Genomic DNA, 17,265 nt, shown 5'->3' on the forward strand with positions numbered 1-17,265 from the left:
CGCATAACGACCTGGGTTTCGAATTTGGCGGAAGCGTAGAGATTCGAACTCTAGAACCCTTTCGGGTCGCCGGTTTTCAAGACCGGTGCCTTCAACCGCTCGGCCACGCTTCCAAAGTGAGGCGCACTATAAACATCTATTAGCCCCTTGTAAAGCAGGAATTTTTCTATTTTGACCTGCCGGCGTTTGACTGCGCAAAAATCACCCATATGCTTGCCGCACACCGGTCACAGCCCACTTGTACATACCGTTACACAGCAACGCTCATCCTTTTAAATCGCTCTGGTATAGAATGCCACAAAAATAAACGGTCATTTGTTGTGTAATTGTTATAAATCTGAGTACTCACAGATTTAGAAATTACTGCCATGCAGTGTTACTGGTTGATGATGAAAATCAAAAATACGCTTTGCTTACATATCCTGATGGCGACCCTGGCCATTTTGTTCCTTTGTGTTCACCCGCTGGTGACGAGCTTCAATCCGCCCCTCACCTTTCAGCCGCTGATTAAATCAATGGCGGGCACGCCTAAAGAACAGGCGGAAAAAATTGCGACTATTTCCCATGCCTTAGAAGGGAATGCTATTTTCTTCATTGGCGCGTCTGAGGTTGCCACCTCAGAAGATGAACATTACGCCGTATATAATTACTTTAATAAGCAATTGCACAAACCCGTCGTGGCGTATGGTGATGCGTTCGTCGATGATGAAACGCAATTTTTACTGTTCTCACGTTTTAAAAATAGCCTTAACGCAAACAGTAAAGTTGTTCTGCTTTTGGCTCCTGACAGTTTTTACTCAAAAGGGCTGCCACCGGCTATCTATGCCGATAATTTTCCCGGTTCTATTTTTAATCCGCTAATGAAGGATCCGCAGGCGCGCCCGCTGCTGGTTAATTATTTAAAGCATATTGATAGTAAAGAAATAAGCCATTTAACCTTTGGCCAAATGCGCGTCTTTGGCTGGCACCCCGATCTGATGTGGGACGAGCTGAGCTTCCAGTTTGCCAACGTCTGCACCCTGATAAAAAACGACTGGCTGGCGCTTCTTCACGTCACGCCCCAGAGCAGCCAACCACCCACGTTGCCCCTGACTGGGATAAAGAGCTGGCGAATGCGCGCGAGTTAAATAAAAAACGCCAGCAGAGCCCGGCTACGCTGTGGATGGACAAAACGATTTACGAAGAGGACGGTTCGCGGCAACAGTGGGATGACACGCCGGTCGTGCCTGCGCAAATCGCCGCGTTCAGTAAAACCGTCCAGCTGCTAAAAGAACGTCACGTGCAGGTGATTGCTATCGTCGACCCGGTTAATCCCTGGGCGCTTTACAATACCGATACCTTCCGCCCGGTGGATAAGCAAATTAAAACCATTCTGGAAAAGAACCAGATCCCTTATTTAGATATGTACGCCATGCCTTATCAGAATGGCTGGAACTGGGATCGTTTGCACCCTTCCGAACTGGCCTGGGTTCCTATGATTCGCTTTATTGCACAGAGTTTTAAATGATGAAAATCGCGATCCGTCTTTTTTTTCTTTATCTCCTGCTGGCGATCACCATCGTCGCGTGGACCTCTGTCGATGACAGCATGAGTATGCAGCTGCATTTTGAATATCAAAAGTTCTGAGGCCGAATGATGTACAGCTCAGGGATGTTTTTTGTTTATTTGTTTTCATCCGCGCTGGCGTTTGCGCTGGTTAATCGCATATTACGCCATCGTCTGACCTGGTTATCTGCGCTATCGGTGCTGACGGCGCTGGGATGGGGATATATATTTCAGGGCGATTATATTGTCCCCGCCGCCGTTTTTTTCAGCTTTTATGTTTTTGCCACGCTAAAAGAGAAGGGATGGTTAAAAACGTGGCAGGCGGTCGTTCTGACATTATTGCCGCTGCTGCTGGTGAAATTACATTTAAATAACCACTGGGGCATGATCGGCCTCTCTTTTATGACGTTCCGCGCGCTGGACGTACTGCTCTATCGCAGTAAAAAAGAAGGTCAGAATTTCCTGCACTATTTCTGTTATCTGTTTATGCCCTTTATTATCCTGGCCGGCCCAATGTACCGCTGGCGGACATGGATGAGTGACGTCAGCAAGCCCGTATTTGCCCTTAACCGCGAACAGTTTTTAGTCGCGTTAGAGCAAATCATTACCGGGATTGTCCAGAAGTTCCTGTTTGCCATGCTGATTGATTCGCTTGTCGTGCAGCCCTGGAGCCATAAGCCGTTTACGCTGACCGTGGGCGTGGTGATGTCGATTGCCTACAGCGCCTACCTGTACTTTGATTTTGCGGGCTACAGCAATATGGCCATCGGCGCAGGCCGCCTGTTTGGGCTCAACATTCCGGCAAACTTCAATATGCCGCTTCTGGCAAAGAATCCGCAGGATTTCTGGCGCCGCTTCCACATCAGCCTGTCTGAATGGCTGCGCGATGTGGTCTTTATGCCCGTTTATATGAACCTGATGAAGTTCAACTTTTTCCGTCAGAACAAAACGCTGGCGCAAAATATCGGTATTTTTTGCACCTTATTCTGCATGGGGGCATGGAATGGCCTGGAGCGCCATTACGTTATCAGCGGCGCGCTGTTTGGCGCGATTTCCGTCGCTCACAACATGCTGCTGTGGTCAGCCAAACGCAGCCCGGCATTGCACCGCGGCCTGCAGTATCCGGCCGTTGCGTTTTTAGGGCGAATTCTGACGCTGGGAAGCGCCGCGGGATCCCTTTACATCTTTAGTGGAATGTCACCTCTATGAAAAATCACTCCGATCTTCAGGAACTGCAGGATTTCTTACGTGCGGCATTATGCGATCCCGCCTCCCCGCAGCAGCTGGCCATCAGCGGCAGCGACGAAGCCTTAAGCTGGCTGCAGCTTTCCGCTGCCGTGACGGACTGGGCGCAGCGCTATCAGCGCTGCCAGCCTGTTGCCGGTACGCCGGTCGTATTGTACGGACACCAGCAGGCCGAATTCGCGGTGGCGATTTATAGCTGTCTGCTGCACAACATTCCGTACATCCCGGTGGACTGCATCTATCCGCAGGAGCGCCTGCGGGAGATCTGCCATCTGGCCAGCGCCCCTTACTATTACGACGTCGCGACCCGGCAGTTTATCGCCACCGGCGAAGCGGGCAAGGTGCTGGAGGAGCAGGATCTGGCCTACATCATGTTTACTTCAGGCAGTACCGGTAAACCTAAAGGCGTGCAGATTGGGCGTGAAAGCGTCTGGCACTTCATGAAATGGGTCAGCCAGGACTTTTCACTGCCGGAAAAACCGGTCCTGATGAACCACGCGGTATTCAGCTTTGACCTCTCCCTGATCCCTCTGCTGGCGAATCTGGCGATGGGCGGGCACATCGTGCTGAACGCCAAAGAGGACATTCAGAAAGAGAACTGGCTGGAACGACTGAAAAGCAGCGCGGTCTCCGCCTGGGTTTCCACCCCCTCTTTTGCATACCAACAGCTGCTTTCCCCGCAGTTCAACAGCGAGTATTTGCCAGCGCTGAGCGTCTTTATCTTCATTGGTGAAGTGCTCAATAAAGCGCTGGTTAAACAACTCCGCCGCCGCTTCCCGCAGGCCAAAATCATTAACTCCTATGGCCCTACGGAAGCGACGATTGCGACGACCGTGGTTGAAATCACGGATGCGATCCTGAACAGCGACAGCGCCGTGCTGCCGGTGGGCGTCATGATGCCTGAGAGCAAAATGGAAATTTCCGCCGACGGCGAGCTGATTATCTGGGGTAAAAACGTCATGCGCGGCTATCTCGGCCTGCCGCAGGAGAACGCGGCGAAATTACTCCGTCGGGAAGATGAAGCGTTTCGCGGCTACCGGACCGGCGATCTGGGTTATGAAGCGGGGCTGATTTACTGCCAGGGCCGCAACGACAGCCAGGTCAAACTGAACGGTTACCGTATCGAAATCAATGAGATTGAAAACCGCCTGCTGGCGATGTCAGGCATTAACGAAGCGGTGGTCCTGCCGCTGATGAAATCCTGCGGCAGCGTGCTGCGCATTGCCGCGTTCTGCGTGACGGATATGGCGCCGGACACCATCAAAACATCGCTGTCGAAGGTCGTTCCGCACTATATGGTGCCTTCACAAATTATCGTAAAAGACGCTTTGCCGCTGAATCCTAACGGCAAAATTGACCGCAAGCTGCTGGACGCTTACGCCCGCACAAATTAATGACTCCAGGAAAAATTATGGAACAAGAAATTCTCGCCCTGTTCGAAAAAGTGTTATCCCGTAAGGTGGGCTTTCACGATGAACTGATTGAATCCGACATTCTCGACTCCATCCTGGCGGTCGATATGGTGCTGGAAGTGCAGGACGTTTACGGCTGCATGATCCCGCCAACTGACGTGGCGACGGTGCTGAAAACCCCGGCGGACCTGGCTCGCTATATTGAAGAAAACCGCTAAACGCCCCTACTGTTAATGCTGCCCTGAAGGCTCTGGAGGATCTCGCCAGAGCCTTCATTCGTTCTCCTTCTGCCGCCTGAACGCTGTTCCGCTCCCTTTCACAGGAATGAAACCGACTGCTTTTACTATTTCTCCTACACTTTAGGAGTACTGTCGGTACGGGAAACAGAAAAAAGCCAACTTAATTAAGGCATTAATGATTCGCTGAGCGCTCAGCCGGGGAACGTTTTGCCTTTAACAGAGGAGTCTGCGGTATGGCATTCGTAACAACGAAAGACGGCGTCAATATTTACTACAAAGACTGGGGCCCAAAAGAGGCTCAACCCATTGTTTTCCACCACGGCTGGCCGCTAAGTGCCGATGACTGGGATAACCAGATGCTCTTCTTCCTCGCAGAAGGCTATCGCGTTATCGCTATCGATCGTCGTGGTCACGGGCGTTCGGACCAGGTGAGTGAAGGGCACGATATGGATCATTATGCGGCCGACGCGTCAGCCGTGGTTGAAAGCCTGGATCTGCGCAATGCCGTGCACGTCGGTCACTCCACCGGTGGCGGCCAGGTCGCCCGCTATGTTGCGCAGTATGGGCAACCGCAGGGGCGCGTCGCCAAAGCGGTGCTCGTCAGCGCCGTGCCGCCGCTGATGGTTAAAACGGACACTAACCCCGGCGGAACGCCCATCGATGTTTTCGACGGCTTCCGCAAAGCGCTGGCGGCTAACCGCGCCCAGTTTTACCTCGACGTCGCCAGCGGTCCTTTCTACGGTTTTAACCGTGAGGGAGCAGAGGTTTCACAGGGTACGATTCAGAACTGGTGGCGTCAGGGCATGATCGGCAGCGCCAAGGCCCACTATGAGGGGATTAAGGCGTTTTCTGAAACCGATCAGACGGAGGATTTAAAAACCATCACGGTTCCCGTTCTGGTGATGCAGGGCGACGACGATCAGGTCGTGCCGTATAAGAATGCTGCCCTGCTGCAGGACAAGCTGCTGGCGAACAGCGTACTGAAAATTTATCCGGGCTTCCCGCACGGGATGCATACCACGCACGCGGATACCATCAACGCGGACATCCTGGCCTTTATCCGCTCATAAACGTCAGGTTTGAGATTCACGTAAAAAGAAAAACCCCAGGTTCACGAGTAACCTGGGGTTTATATCTGGCGGAAGCGCAGAGATTCGAACTCTGGAACCCTTTCGGGTCGCCGGTTTTCAAGACCGGTGCCTTCAACCGCTCGGCCACACTTCCTGAGTGAGGCGAACTATAAACACCTCACCGCGTGCTGTAAAGAGTGGCTGCACTCGTTCGCTGTAAAAATAGTCAAAACGTGTTTAATCGGTTGAACTGACGACACATCGACGATTTTATCAGCACAGGCCTAGTGTTTTTTGATGTACATGTCTTTCGTGAAATAGTACCCCAGCTTATCCGGCGTAAATCCGCCCACCCACGGTTTCACCAGGTGCGTACGCACGTAGTGATAAACCGGAATGGCCGGCACATCGCGTCCCAGCAGATCTTCCGCCTGCTGGTAGTACTTACCCCGCTCTTCCGCTGATTTGGCTTTCGCGGCATCGATCAGCGCCCGATCGTAGTCCGGATTGCTGTACTGGCTGGTGTTTTCGCTGTCGCCCGTGCGGAAGTTGTTCAGGAAGGTCGCCGCATCGTCGTAATCGGCAATCCACGCGTACCGCACCGCGTCAAAGTTGTGGGTGTGCATGGTATCCAGCATGGTTTTCCACTCCTGGTTTTGCAGCTTTGCCTCCACGCCAAGGTTTTTCTTCCACATGGAGCTGGCCGCAATCGCGATGCGCTGGTGCGATTCAGAGGTGTTGTAGAGCAGGTTAAAGCTCAGAGGATGGCTGGCGTTATATCCGGCCTCGTTCAGCAGCTTTTTCGCCTCAGCGATGCGCTTGTCCAGCGGCCAGCTGGCGTAATCCGGGTTCTGTAGCTTCACGCCGCCAATATCCGGCTGGCTGATGAGCCACGCCGGACGCTGCCCCTGCCCTAATACTTTTCCGGCAATGATGTCTTTATCCAGCGCCATGTTCAGCGCCTTACGCACGCGCGCGTCGTTGAACGGCGGCCGGGTGGTATTGAATTCGTAGTAATAGGTCGCCAACTGAGGTGAAACGTCCAGCTCGCTGCCCAGGGTTTTCTTGAGCTGGGCAAACTGGTTAATCGGCACCGTGTACACGATGTCAATTTCGCCCGCCTTATAGCGGTTCACATCCGAGGCCTCGGAGGTGATGGGCAGGTAGGTGACCTTGTTAATCACGGTATGCGCGTTATCCCAGTAGCGCGGGTTGCGCTCCGCCACGATGCGTTCGTTGACCACCCACTGCGACAGCTTATACGCCCCGCTGCTGACGAAATGTTCCGGTTTGGTCCACTTATCGCCGAAACGGCCAATCAGCACTTTATCCACCGGCACCAGAGACGGGTGCGCCAGCATCGCGAGGAAGGCCGCGTTTGGCTGGGTAAGCGTCACTTCCAGCGTGGTGTCGTTAATCGCTTTTACGCCCAGCGTATCGGGCGCTTTTTTCCCCTGAGCAATATCGGCCGCGTTGACGATATGCATATTGCCCGGATAGCTGGCATACGGCGAAGCCGTTTTCGGATCGATCAGGCGCTGCCAGCTCCAGACTACATCCTCTGCGGTAATCGCCGTGCCGTCGCTCCAGGTGATGCCCGGGCGCAAATGGAACGTCCAGACGGTGTTGTCCTTGTTCTCCCATTTTTCCGCCAGTCGGGGTTGGACTTCTCCTGTCGGGGAGACGCCCTCCAGCCCTTCGAATAAATCGCTGATAATATTGAATTCGACATCGCTTTCGACTTTATGCGGGTCGAGCGAAGCCGGTTCACTGCCGTTGTTTCTAACCAGTTCCTGTTTGTCGGCCAGCGCGGTTCCTGCCGGCACGTTAGCCGCCCAGGCTGCCGTGCTGGCGCACAGGATCCCGGCGGTGAGTAAAGAGAGCGTAAAGTTCGTGCGTGTTTGTGGTTTCATTTCCTTCGCCTTATTGTCTGTTTTATGACGATCCGGAAATAACTCTTAGCGCCCGAACGGTAATAACGCAATATTTTTCAGTAACCTATAAGAGCTTGATCTGGTAAATTGTCGCAAACCGCTGTTCATACTGGCGAAACGGATTTCTGCAGAAGAAATAACCACCTCCGGCGCTAACGTGCTGAGTAAAGATGGGTAAAACCACTTTGAGACTGGCGTGCCGTTTCCTATTCTTTCCACTAATTACATCTGTCATAAGAGAGTGACTCATGGATCGTATAATTACTTCTTCACGCGACCGCACATCGCTACTCAGCACCCACAAGGTGCTGCGCAATACCTATTTCATGCTCAGCCTGACGCTGGCATTCTCAGCGATCACCGCCACCGCCAGCACCGTGCTGATGCTGCCGTCTCCGGGGCTGATCCTGACGCTGGTGGGTATGTATGGTCTGATGTTCCTGACCTACAAAACCGCTGACAAGCCCGTCGGTATTCTGTCCGCGTTTGCCTTCACCGGCTTCCTGGGCTACATCCTGGGGCCGATGCTGAATGCGTATCTGTCTGCCGGTATGGGCGACCTTATCGGCTTGGCGCTGGGCGGTACCGCGCTGGTGTTCTTCTGCTGCTCGGCCTACGTGCTGACCACGCGTAAGGACATGTCCTTCCTCGGCGGTATGCTGATGGCGGGTGTCGTGGTGGTGCTGGTGGGCATGGTGGCAAACATCTTCCTGCAACTGCCTGCCCTGCATCTGGCGATCAGCGCCGTCTTTATTCTGATTTCTTCAGGCGCAATCCTGTTCGAAACCAGCAACATCATTCGCGGCGGTGAGACGAACTATATCCGCGCCACCGTGAGCCTGTACGTGTCGCTGTACAACATCTTCGTCAGCCTGTTGAGCATCCTGGGCTTCGCCAGCCGCGATTAAGCACAACGGATACGAAAAAGGAGAATGCCTCTGGCATTCTCCTTTTTTTATGCCCTACTCACCCCGGCAAATATAGGTGGGATAACGCCGGTCCTGAATCAGCCACACGGAAGGCGCGAGCTCAGAGATCGTCAGATAGTAGCGTGCGGTCGGATTGGCGAAGCTACCCCACTGAGCATCAGGCGTATTGTCATTGTGCCGACGCCAGGTTTTGGTGTAGCTCAATACTATAACGTTATCATCCTCCCGCTGCTGCCAGGTAAAGTCCACATCCCTGTCAACGATCAAACATTGCCCGCCAGCCCTTGCCGCCCCTTTATAGGTGGTCAACCCGGTCCCGTCCCGATGGAAAAAGAACTGGGCAACAGTATTGACCTTTACTTCACTGGGTTTTCCCTCATTGCGCGTGAAATTAAATTCAGTGCTGCAGGCCAGCACATCCTTTTTACCCACGCTGCCGGAAAAGTAAAAAAATGCCAGCGAACAACCAACCAGGATACCGCCCACGCCAAAAAGAAGTTTTATTTTCATTTTTGTGCCCCGCTTTTATAACGTATGGTTTTACACAGGCTGGTTTGGCTGACCGGACAGGCACCAATAAACACCTCATCTGCAGCGGAAATAGTAAAACGGGCGCTGAAATAATAAATGTCGTACGCCTCACGTTCGCACGCTACGTTATTAGCCTCCAGCCGCTCCGCTAATTTCGATAGCACCAGCGGTCGTCCGTGATCGTTGACAATCCAGATGCTGCAAAGCGCGATTTTTTCCTTAACCGGCTTGAGTTTCGCCGGAATGAAAATCCCCTGCTGTCGGCTAAAGTAGAGACTCGTCCCCAGCGCAGCGACGATCAATACGGCCACAATCGCCCATTTTTTCATGGAGCCGCGTTGAGGCTTTACTTCTTGCGGTGCGAACGAAGGCTGCGGATCGACGGATGGAGTTTTCTCTCCGGGCTGAAAAATCACCTCAGCATCAAAACGAAATCCGTAACGGGGCACGGTCACGATAAATTCGTGCCCCTCTCCCAGAGACTGGAAGCTTTTACGTAATTCGCTAACCGCTTTATTGAGATTATTTCCTGAGGGCGTAAAGCCAAATTCCTCCCACACGCGAGTGATTAATTCCTCCCGACTCAGGTCGCATCCTTTGTGTTTTATAAATTCCTGCAAAAGCCGCACGGCTGGGGCCGAAAGCGTTAATACAGATTCTGGTTGTCCAACAAGACTTATTGAATGTGCTTCAGGATCGAATAACAACGAATTATTGCATATAAAAAACATCTTTTATTCTCGACTGTTACCGCATGCTTTTTTAATCCCTGGTACATCGACATGAAAACCGCCTCCTGACCTGCTTATTTTTTCGTCAGAAGGAATTTTCTTCCTATCCCTGGTCGCGGTATTTTCGCTTAACTATACAACCTTAAAGCCAGAAAAGCAGGATAAAAACCTGTATTTAACGAGTTAATTAATACAAATTTTCACAAACCGCTGTTCTGGTTAAAGTTTCCCTGCCCTGAAGCAATACGAAAGCAGACGGTGTCCTGGTGTTAACGCGCCGCCGATGAACTCAGAGCAGGCAGACTGAATGTGAAACAGAAAAATAGAGTGAACATGACAACCGCCTTTTATGTCGCCGCGCTGTCATTGCCATTTTTCTCAGAAATGGCAATGGCCAATATGAGCGTGTACCCGATGGAACTGAATGTGGACAAGTCCGGTGCGGCGCAAATTAAGGTAGCGTCGAAAACGGATGATATTCAGTTCATTCGGGTGAGGCAAAAGAAAATTCTTAATCCCGGCACCGCCCAGGAAAAAGAGGTTGATGTGGCCTCGTGGAAAGAAGGCGGCGTTGTTGTCACGCCCGAAAAATTTGCCCTCGCGGCAGGCGCAATGCGCGTCGTTCGTCTGGTATCGCTTACGCCACCGGAAAAAGAGACCACCTGGCGCGTCTATTTTGAAGGAGTAAAGCAGCCTGACAGCATTATTCCGGGCAAGGCAGAAAGCCCGGCTGCGACGGCGACATTGGGCGTCAATGTGATCTGGGGCGCCCTGATCCACCTCGCCCCGGAAAAAAGTGTGGTTTCACTCTCGATAGACCCTCGCAGGGGCACGTTAAAAAACAACGGTACGTTGCGCGTGCCGCTGAGAGAGATCGGTATTTGTGACGCAGATTCGGCGTGTAAATGGATTAAAGAAGACGCGACGATTTATCCGGACACCGAACGGAAATTAAAAACGCTCACAAAGACACAAGGCCAGAAATATAAATTCCGCTACTTCAACTGGGTGAATAAAACCGCTGAAGAAGCTGATTTACCCGTCGTGCAATAACACGACGTTACCGTAAAGACCCCAAAGGGTTTGTTTAAAGAGCCAGGGTGCTCATTTGTAAATATGGAGATATCAATGCGTAAGTACTTTAAACCTCTGATGATTGTTGCCGCGATGACCACGTCCGTTAGCGCGCTGGCGATCCAAAAAGATATTACCGTCAACGCCAGCGTTGATTCACAGCTCGATATGACCCAGGCCGATAACACGCCGCTGCCGGCAAGCATCGATATGCAGTACCTGCCTGGCCGCGGTCTTGAAAGCTATCGCCTGAATACCAAGGTGTGGTCTAACTCCGCCACCAGCAACGTGAAAGTCCGTCTGGTAAGCGCCGCGAAGCTGGCAAATGCCGACGGTGCTGAGACCATCCCAATGACGGTGAAGCTGGGCGATAAAACCCTCTCTACCGCCGATGTTGAATATACCGGTACTGAACTGTTCCCGGGGAGCATCGAAAACGGTTCAGCGGTACTGCCGCTCACCATTTCTCAGACCACCAAAGGCATTCTGAAAACCGGTCAGTACAGCGGCGTTGTCAGCCTGATGCTGACGCAGGCGACGACCACGGAAGGCGGTGCGTAACACCACAGCACCTAAGGAATAACGTCAGAGGGTGCCCACCCTCTGACGTCAGGATGATGTCGAGGCTCGTTCATGGCGTTTCACAGAAATACTCTCCTCTTTGTTGCTTTGTTACCCGCATCCATCCAACTCGCCTGCGCCGGGATGGCCGTCCCGGCAGGTTTTGAAGATCTGGCGAAAACGCAGCGCCTGTGGACAGAGGTCAACCTCTACGGCGAGTCGCTTGGACTTTTTGAAACGGATATCACGCTTGAAACGGTCAGTTTTGTCGCACCTGAAACCGTCGTGGCGGCCATCAAACGACGGTTTAACGACGCCCCTGCTCTCGTTGCCACCGTCTCTGCCGCGCTGGCCGTTCCGCTTGCCCGTAACGGCAACCTGGCCTGCAGCAGCAACGGCTCCGCGGCTGGCTGCGATTACATTGATACCGACCGCGCGGCCATTATCTATGACGAGAATAACGCCCGTATTAGCCTGTTTTTGGACAAGAAATTTCTGCCTAAAGCCACCGCGGAAAATCAGTGGTATCAGCCCACGCAGAACACCGAAAATGCGCTAATCCATCAGCAGAATATTAATTTTGTTGCCGACAGGGACTATCAGTCAGCCACCGTACAGGGCAACGGCGCGCTGGCGCTCACCCAGGACGGCTATGTTAACCTTGACTGGACCTGGCTGGGACAGCGTTCAAGGCGCCAGCAGCAACAGGAGATAACCGTCAACAACGCCTGGTTCCGCCAGGATATCTTGCGTCAGTACTATGTCCAGCTGGGCGAGATGGATACCCGCGATCTGTTCAGTAATGCCGGCGGGAATATCAACCTCAGCCAGCTGCCGCTGGGCAAAATTCGTGGTCTGCGCACGGGTTCAACACGGGCGTGGATTAATCCGGTTCAGCAGTCAAAGGGAACACCTGTCACCGTGCTGCTTTCCCATGACGCGCGTATCGACGCCCGCCGTGGCAATCAGCTGCTGGCCAGCTTTTACCTGAATGCCGGGGCGCAAACCCTCGACACGCGATCGTTTCCGGACGGGAGCTACACCGTCACGCTGTCGGTCTATGAAAATAACCGGCTGACGCGTACCGAGCAGGTGCCGTTTACCCGAACCGGCATTACGCCATTTGACCGCGTCGAGTGGTTCCTGCAGGCGGGTGAAACCGACAATAGCGATCAAAATGAAGAACGTCGCGCGGTTGCGCAGGCGGGCGTACGCCTGCCCGTCACCCCGACCCTGGCGCTGACCAGCGGCGCAACAGTCAAGAAAAACCAGCGTTTCCTGGAAAATGCGCTCGACTGGAGCCGGGGCTTCAACGCGGGCCCGATCGACGGCGTGCTGAGTACCCGGTTTAGCTACCTTTACGGCAGCGAAGGCCAGCGCGGCAATATTCAGCAAATCAGCTACAACGACGGTTTTTCACTGAGCCTCTATCGCAACGCGTTATCAGCCGAAAACTGCAACACCCGAAGCGCGGGGTTTGACGCCGTGAACGGCTGTTATCGCACCCTCTCGGTGATGTTTTCCGTCCCTGTCGGAGGCTGGTATGCGAGCCTCGGATATTCGGATAACCGCAACGAAGGACGTTACGTTTCACGTCGGGAGCTCCCGGACAGCGACGATCGCCACGATGCGGGTTTGCCGTGGGAATCGGTCTATATGACCCGCTCGCGCTCGCGCGCCTGGCAGGGAGGGCTGAGCAATGCCTTTAGCACCCGAGGCCTGAACATTAACAGCAGCATTAACCTGTTCATGCGTAACGATGACGCCCGCGACGGCAGGGACAAAGGCGGCTACCTGAGCGTAAGCCTGTCCATGGCGCATAACCGTCAGGGTGATGCGTCGAGCTATACCTCTATGGGCGCGACATGGCAGCACCAGCAGCGTGAAAAAAATCAGCTGAGCTACAACGTGGCGCATAACTGGTACGCCGATGCACGCGGCGAAAACGAGTACGGTCTGAGCGCGTCGGGCATTAACAGCGATTCGCTCAATACTTCAGCCTATACGCGCCAGGGCGGGCGATACGGCAACGGCAGTCTGACCGTCAGTGACGCCTGGGATCGTCAGGACAGGCGCCATACGCTGAGCAGCAGCGGCAACTACGGCTCGACCCTTGCGCTGTCGCGTTCTGGCCTGTGGCTCGGCCGCTGGAGCGACGGTCGTCCTGCTTCCGCCGTCGCGGTTAACGTTGCCACACCGGAAGATACCCAGGCTCCGAGCGTTGCCGTGTCGTTGGATAACAGCGGGAGCGCAGACATTCCGGGCAATAGCCGCGCCCTCTTCGCAGTGCCGGGCTACCAGCAGACGACGTTGACGATTAACGAATCGCTGGACGTATCCCGGGGGGCCAGCAGTGAGATCACGCAAGGTTCAGGCAGCAGAACGCTGTTTATGGTGCCTGGCAAACTGCTGCGTCGGGACGTGCAAACCACCGCAAGCTACACCTGGCTCGGCCAGTTAACCGACGAGCGTCATTCGCCGTTTATCGGCGGCGTGCCCCTGAACGTTAACGGCTGGAGCGATCTCGGCAACGGCGGATTCAGCGCCCAGAGCGATGCCCTGCTGCATAACCTCTACCTGGTGCGCCAGCAGCAGTTCTATCAGTGCGAACTCAACGTGAAAAGTATGCGCGACGTGGTGCGCTATGTAGGTTCCATTCCTTGCCGGGAATTAACCTTCTCCGCCCTGCCGGATGCCGTCCAGCAGCAGGCGCAGCTGATGCTCGCCGGACGATCGGTACCTACCGGTCCGACTGCCATGAACGCCGACAACCTCACTAAAGGGAAATGATGTGATTAAGTGCTTCTTTATTTTACTGTTCTTAAGCCTGTGGACAGGCCAGGCGCTGGCGGGCGCCCCTGCGGGACGAAACACCAGCGTTGGGATCAGCTTCGATCGCACGGCACCGCCTGCGCGTTTCGATATCTGGTTTCATGAATCGGGCGGCTTTGACGCCGCCGACCCGCAAAAGTGGGGACGTAATACCCTGACCTGTCAGTCCCGGACTGACGCCACGTACGGGGCCTGCATGACCGCCCCGGTCTGGTTCTCGGGTAACCCGGCCGCGCCCTATGCCATCAATTTACGTTTCACGCATGCCCTCACCAGCAAGACGGTGGATATCAAGGTATATGGCGATCACTACATGTTTATCAACAATAAAGTCTTTACCTTCGCCAGCTTTGTGACAGGGGGAACGGCCACAATCGCTGACTGGAACAGAGAGCCGTATTTTGATTTCTATATTGTGAAAAGTGAACTGGATAAGCTCGCCCTGCCGGGGATCTGGACCGCAACGCTGAAGCAGAATCTGCGTCAATGGGGGAGCGCCGACTGCGGCGGGAACTTCAATGACGTAAACGTCGGATGCCCTGGCTACCTCACCATCGCCAGGTGGCAGGCAAACATTCGCATTGAGGTGGTCGATCCGGGTAATCAGCAGATTTATCTGCCGGCATTTCCGCACTCAACGCCCATCGTTAACCTCAACCTGACCAACTTCCCGGGGCGGCCGGGAGGTAGTGAAATCCAGGGTGAAAACTCGCTGGATATGTGCCTGTACGACGGCAAAAACAGCACCAGCACCCGCGCCTATCTTCGCTTTGAGGATGACGGACTCCCCTCAGCGGATCGTGCCGAAGGCGCGTTTTCTATCAGGCGACGCGGCGGTAGCCAGACCGATGCGCGGGATCGTCTCGATTACCGGGTCTCCGTCACCAACCCAATAACAGGCGCAACCGAAGCCGTCGCGAACGGTAAAACCCTGGTCTGGCAAGGCACAAACGATCCGCAGCATCTGCGTCAGGTCGTGCTGCCCGGCGGACGCGAGAGCGTACTGTGCATCCCTGCCCCTATTATCCTGAAAACCCCCGCGTTTGCCGCCAGCAGCAAAAACGCGGGCGACTATACCGGCACGCTGCGCGTTATCTATACGCCCAGCACGTTATAACGAGGTCACCGTGAGTTACGCTATTCTCGACAATAATCGATTTTACGCCGAAGGGTTGCGCTACGCGCTGCTGCGTCGGGGCGTGCAGTTAGAGGTCCAAAGCGACACCGTGCAATGGCAGCCAGCGCTGCTTACCCGCCGTGTGGTTGTCGTACGCTGTCGTTTTTCCGTGGCCGCTACGCATCAGGCACTGATTAACATTTTGCTCAGACTGGAAGCCGCCCGCTGGCAAGGTAGCCTGTATCTGGTCTGCAATGAAAAGGGGTGGGCGCTGGCGACGCACTTACGCAAGCGTTTCAGTACGTTAACCCTTTATATCATCGATGACCGGATCGCCGTTGCCGATGCGGCATATTTGCTGGCAAAAGAGCCTCGCCGCGTTCGAAGCCTGGACTGCTGTCTTACCGGCCTTGAATTCAACGTGCTCGATCTGATGCTTACCGGCTTGCCGGTACGCCACATTGCCATCGTGACGCGTATGTCTGAGAAGCAGGTTTCGACCCATAAATGCAACGCACTGAAAAAGCTTAATGCCAACAATCTGCTGCAGCTACTCCTGTAGGGCACGGCTTATCCTGCGGCCGCTTTTTTGCTACACTGTCGCCGTTTTTTTCACAGACGACAGAAGATTATGTTCATTTTTGCAGGCCAGGAAATTGAGACCGATAGCGAAGGCTATCTGAAAGATACGACGCTCTGGAGCGAGCCGCTGGCGGAGAAAATTGCGGAAAACGAAGGGATTACCCTCTCCCCCGAACACTGGGAAGTGGTGCGTTTTGTTCGCGAGTTCTATCTTGAATTCAACACCTCTCCGGCGATCCGCATGCTGGTTAAAGCCATGGCCAATAAGTTCGGCGAAGAGAAAGGCAACAGCCGCTATCTGTATCGTCTGTTCCCGAAAGGCCCGGCAAAACAGGCCACCAAAATTGCCGGCCTGCCTAAGCCGGTGAAGTGTATTTAATACCGAATCCCGAAGTTTACGTATTCGCGCCCGGGTTGATGCGGTTCCGTTAACACCTTATCAACCTGCGCGCTGCGCGGCCCGCCCGCTTTCAGCCACGCCACCAGCTTGTCGACCTGCTCCGCTTCGCCGCAGGCGACCACCTCAACGCTGCCGTCATCCCTATTTCGCGCGTATCCCGTTAGCCCAAGCTCAACCGCTTCGCGCTGGGTGCTGTAGCGGAACCCCACGCCCTGAACAACGCCGTGAACCCAGGCAATGGTGCAGACTTTTGACATTTTTCTTCTCCTTAACGTAGCGTTTTCGGCAAACAGCCATAGTGCTGCCGGAAACGGGCGGTGAAACGAGAGCTGGAAAGATACCCACATTGTAATGCGATTTCGCCAATTGGTAATCGGGTTGACTGTAGCTGTGACAAAGCAACGGCCATCCTCACCTCCTCCACGATCTGGCGAAAACTCTGCGACTCTTCACGTAAGCGTCTGCGCAACGTCGGTACGCTTAATGCGAGGCGGCTGGCGACGTCCTGGGCGGTCCAGGCTCTGGCGGGCGACAGCATAATGAACTGCCGCACCTGCTCGGTCAGGTTACTGTTTCGCTCAACAAGCAGCGGACCCGCCACGCCATCATGCAGCAGGGCCAGCAAAAGGCCGAAAGCCTGATGCTTTTGTAGCGCCTCCGGTAAATCCTGACGCACGGCGTGCAGCAGATTGTCCCACATAAACGCCAACCCCTCGCTCAGCGGGGCGCAGAGCGAATGCAGCGTCGTGCGCGGCCAGGATTTCAGGTAATGCGCCTTAAACTCGGCGACGATCTCCGGGGATAACATCAGCAAATCCGAGTGAAACAGACCGTTTACAGGCTGATTGATTATCTCCATCGCCGTATTGGCCGGGATAATAATGAGCTCATCCCGTGTCGCTTCCAGACGGTTATCATCCTGAACTATCACCTTAGTGCCGTGAGTGATATGACAAATAGCCGGAAAAAACAGTTTAACCTGGTGCAGGCGATGCATTTTGCTGGCAGTCACTTCACCCGCGGTAAGATGGTTATGTCGAAAATGAAACTCCTGCACCCTGCT

The 17,265-nt window shown here is 54.1% G+C and carries 17 protein-coding genes, 2 tRNA genes and 1 pseudogene; 13 read left to right on the plus strand and 7 right to left on the minus strand.

Going from position 1 to position 17,265, the window contains the following annotated elements:
* Positions 1 to 25: 25 nt before the first annotated feature.
* A tRNA-Ser gene (locus LA04_RS19385) sits at positions 26 to 113 on the minus strand.
* Positions 114 to 389: 276 nt separating this feature from the next.
* Here LA04_RS19385 and LA04_RS19390 point away from each other — a divergent pair.
* The 6 genes and pseudogenes from LA04_RS19390 to LA04_RS19410 all read left to right on the plus strand — a co-directional run bounded on the left by LA04_RS19390 (position 390) and on the right by LA04_RS19410 (position 5,511).
* Positions 390 to 1,507, plus strand: a pseudogene (locus LA04_RS19390) (D-alanyl-lipoteichoic acid biosynthesis protein DltD).
* A complete protein-coding gene (locus LA04_RS25125) occupies positions 1,504 to 1,626 on the plus strand; it encodes a hypothetical protein (RefSeq protein WP_023335174.1) in 123 nt (40 codons plus the stop codon). Before LA04_RS19390 ends, LA04_RS25125 begins: the two are co-directional and overlap by 4 nt.
* Positions 1,627 to 1,635: 9 nt before the next feature.
* Positions 1,636 to 2,754, plus strand: coding sequence for an MBOAT family O-acyltransferase (locus tag LA04_RS19395; protein ID WP_047652820.1), 1,119 nt, complete (start codon positions 1,636 to 1,638; stop codon positions 2,752 to 2,754).
* A complete protein-coding gene (locus tag LA04_RS19400; RefSeq protein ID WP_047652821.1) occupies positions 2,751 to 4,184 on the plus strand; it encodes an AMP-binding protein in 1,434 nt (477 codons plus the stop codon). Before LA04_RS19395 ends, LA04_RS19400 begins: the two co-directional genes overlap by 4 nt.
* A gap of 17 nt (positions 4,185 to 4,201) precedes the next feature.
* Positions 4,202 to 4,420 carry an acyl carrier protein gene (locus tag LA04_RS19405; protein WP_008499867.1) on the plus strand — a complete coding sequence of 73 codons (219 nt, stop codon included), beginning with the start codon at positions 4,202 to 4,204 and terminating at the stop codon, positions 4,418 to 4,420.
* 254 nt (positions 4,421 to 4,674) lie between these two features.
* A complete protein-coding gene (locus LA04_RS19410; RefSeq protein WP_047652822.1) occupies positions 4,675 to 5,511 on the plus strand; it encodes an alpha/beta fold hydrolase in 837 nt (278 codons plus the stop codon).
* Between the two features lie 66 nt (positions 5,512 to 5,577).
* Here the strand turns inward: LA04_RS19410 and LA04_RS19415 are convergent.
* Together LA04_RS19415 and LA04_RS19420 are read right to left on the minus strand one after the other, a co-directional pair.
* Positions 5,578 to 5,665: transfer RNA gene (locus LA04_RS19415), tRNA-Ser, on the minus strand.
* 130 nt (positions 5,666 to 5,795) lie between these two features.
* Complete coding sequence (locus LA04_RS19420) at positions 5,796 to 7,424, minus strand: ABC transporter substrate-binding protein (protein ID WP_047652823.1); 1,629 nt, start codon at positions 7,422 to 7,424, stop codon at positions 5,796 to 5,798.
* 269 nt (positions 7,425 to 7,693) lie between these two features.
* Here LA04_RS19420 and yccA point away from each other — a divergent pair, with 269 nt between their 5' ends.
* Positions 7,694 to 8,353 (plus strand): FtsH protease modulator YccA, encoded by a 660-nt coding sequence (gene yccA / locus LA04_RS19425; protein ID WP_023311042.1) that lies wholly within the window; start codon positions 7,694 to 7,696, stop codon positions 8,351 to 8,353.
* A gap of 54 nt (positions 8,354 to 8,407) precedes the next feature.
* Here yccA and LA04_RS19430 read toward each other — a convergent pair whose 3' ends face one another.
* Both LA04_RS19430 and LA04_RS19435 read right to left on the minus strand, forming a co-directional pair.
* On the minus strand, positions 8,408 to 8,884 hold the full coding sequence (locus tag LA04_RS19430) for a hypothetical protein (RefSeq protein WP_047652824.1): 477 nt from the start codon (positions 8,882 to 8,884) through the stop codon (positions 8,408 to 8,410).
* The gene (locus tag LA04_RS19435; RefSeq protein WP_047652825.1) at positions 8,881 to 9,636 is read right to left on the minus strand and encodes a winged helix-turn-helix domain-containing protein; all 756 of its coding nucleotides are present in this window, start codon (positions 9,634 to 9,636) and stop codon (positions 8,881 to 8,883) included. The genes LA04_RS19430 and LA04_RS19435 overlap by 4 nt, the downstream gene beginning before the upstream one ends.
* Positions 9,637 to 9,945: 309 nt before the next feature.
* Here LA04_RS19435 and LA04_RS19440 point away from each other — a divergent pair, with 309 nt between their 5' ends.
* The 6 genes from LA04_RS19440 to tusE all read left to right on the plus strand — a co-directional run bounded on the left by LA04_RS19440 (position 9,946) and on the right by tusE (position 16,181).
* Entirely contained in the window at positions 9,946 to 10,689 is a 744-nt protein-coding gene (locus tag LA04_RS19440) for a fimbrial protein (RefSeq protein WP_047652826.1), read from the plus strand.
* Between the two features lie 75 nt (positions 10,690 to 10,764).
* Complete coding sequence (locus LA04_RS19445; protein WP_021240847.1) at positions 10,765 to 11,271, plus strand: CS1 type fimbrial major subunit; 507 nt, start codon at positions 10,765 to 10,767, stop codon at positions 11,269 to 11,271.
* 72 nt (positions 11,272 to 11,343) lie between these two features.
* On the plus strand, positions 11,344 to 14,061 hold the full coding sequence (locus LA04_RS19450; protein ID WP_047652827.1) for a TcfC E-set like domain-containing protein: 2,718 nt from the start codon (positions 11,344 to 11,346) through the stop codon (positions 14,059 to 14,061).
* 1 nt (position 14,062) lies between these two features.
* Positions 14,063 to 15,220 (plus strand): CfaE/CblD family pilus tip adhesin, encoded by a 1,158-nt coding sequence (locus tag LA04_RS19455; RefSeq protein ID WP_047652828.1) that lies wholly within the window; start codon positions 14,063 to 14,065, stop codon positions 15,218 to 15,220.
* Positions 15,221 to 15,230: 10 nt separating this feature from the next.
* The gene (locus LA04_RS19460; RefSeq protein ID WP_047652829.1) at positions 15,231 to 15,782 is read left to right on the plus strand and encodes a LuxR C-terminal-related transcriptional regulator; all 552 of its coding nucleotides are present in this window, start codon (positions 15,231 to 15,233) and stop codon (positions 15,780 to 15,782) included.
* Positions 15,783 to 15,851: 69 nt separating this feature from the next.
* Entirely contained in the window at positions 15,852 to 16,181 is a 330-nt protein-coding gene (tusE, locus tag LA04_RS19465; RefSeq protein ID WP_008499913.1) for a sulfurtransferase TusE, read from the plus strand.
* Here the strand turns inward: tusE and yccX are convergent.
* Both yccX and LA04_RS19475 read right to left on the minus strand, forming a co-directional pair.
* Complete coding sequence (gene yccX / locus LA04_RS19470; RefSeq protein WP_047652830.1) at positions 16,178 to 16,459, minus strand: acylphosphatase; 282 nt, start codon at positions 16,457 to 16,459, stop codon at positions 16,178 to 16,180. The genes tusE and yccX overlap by 4 nt on opposite strands.
* An 11-nt stretch (positions 16,460 to 16,470) precedes the next feature.
* Positions 16,471 to 17,259 carry an AraC family transcriptional regulator gene (locus tag LA04_RS19475; protein ID WP_047652831.1) on the minus strand — a complete coding sequence of 263 codons (789 nt, stop codon included), beginning with the start codon at positions 17,257 to 17,259 and terminating at the stop codon, positions 16,471 to 16,473.
* Between the last annotated feature and the right edge of the window lie 6 nt (positions 17,260 to 17,265).

It is taken from the genome of Enterobacter sp. UCD-UG_FMILLET (assembly GCF_000762975.1).
Classification (GTDB): Bacteria; Pseudomonadota; Gammaproteobacteria; order Enterobacterales; family Enterobacteriaceae; genus Enterobacter; species Enterobacter dykesii.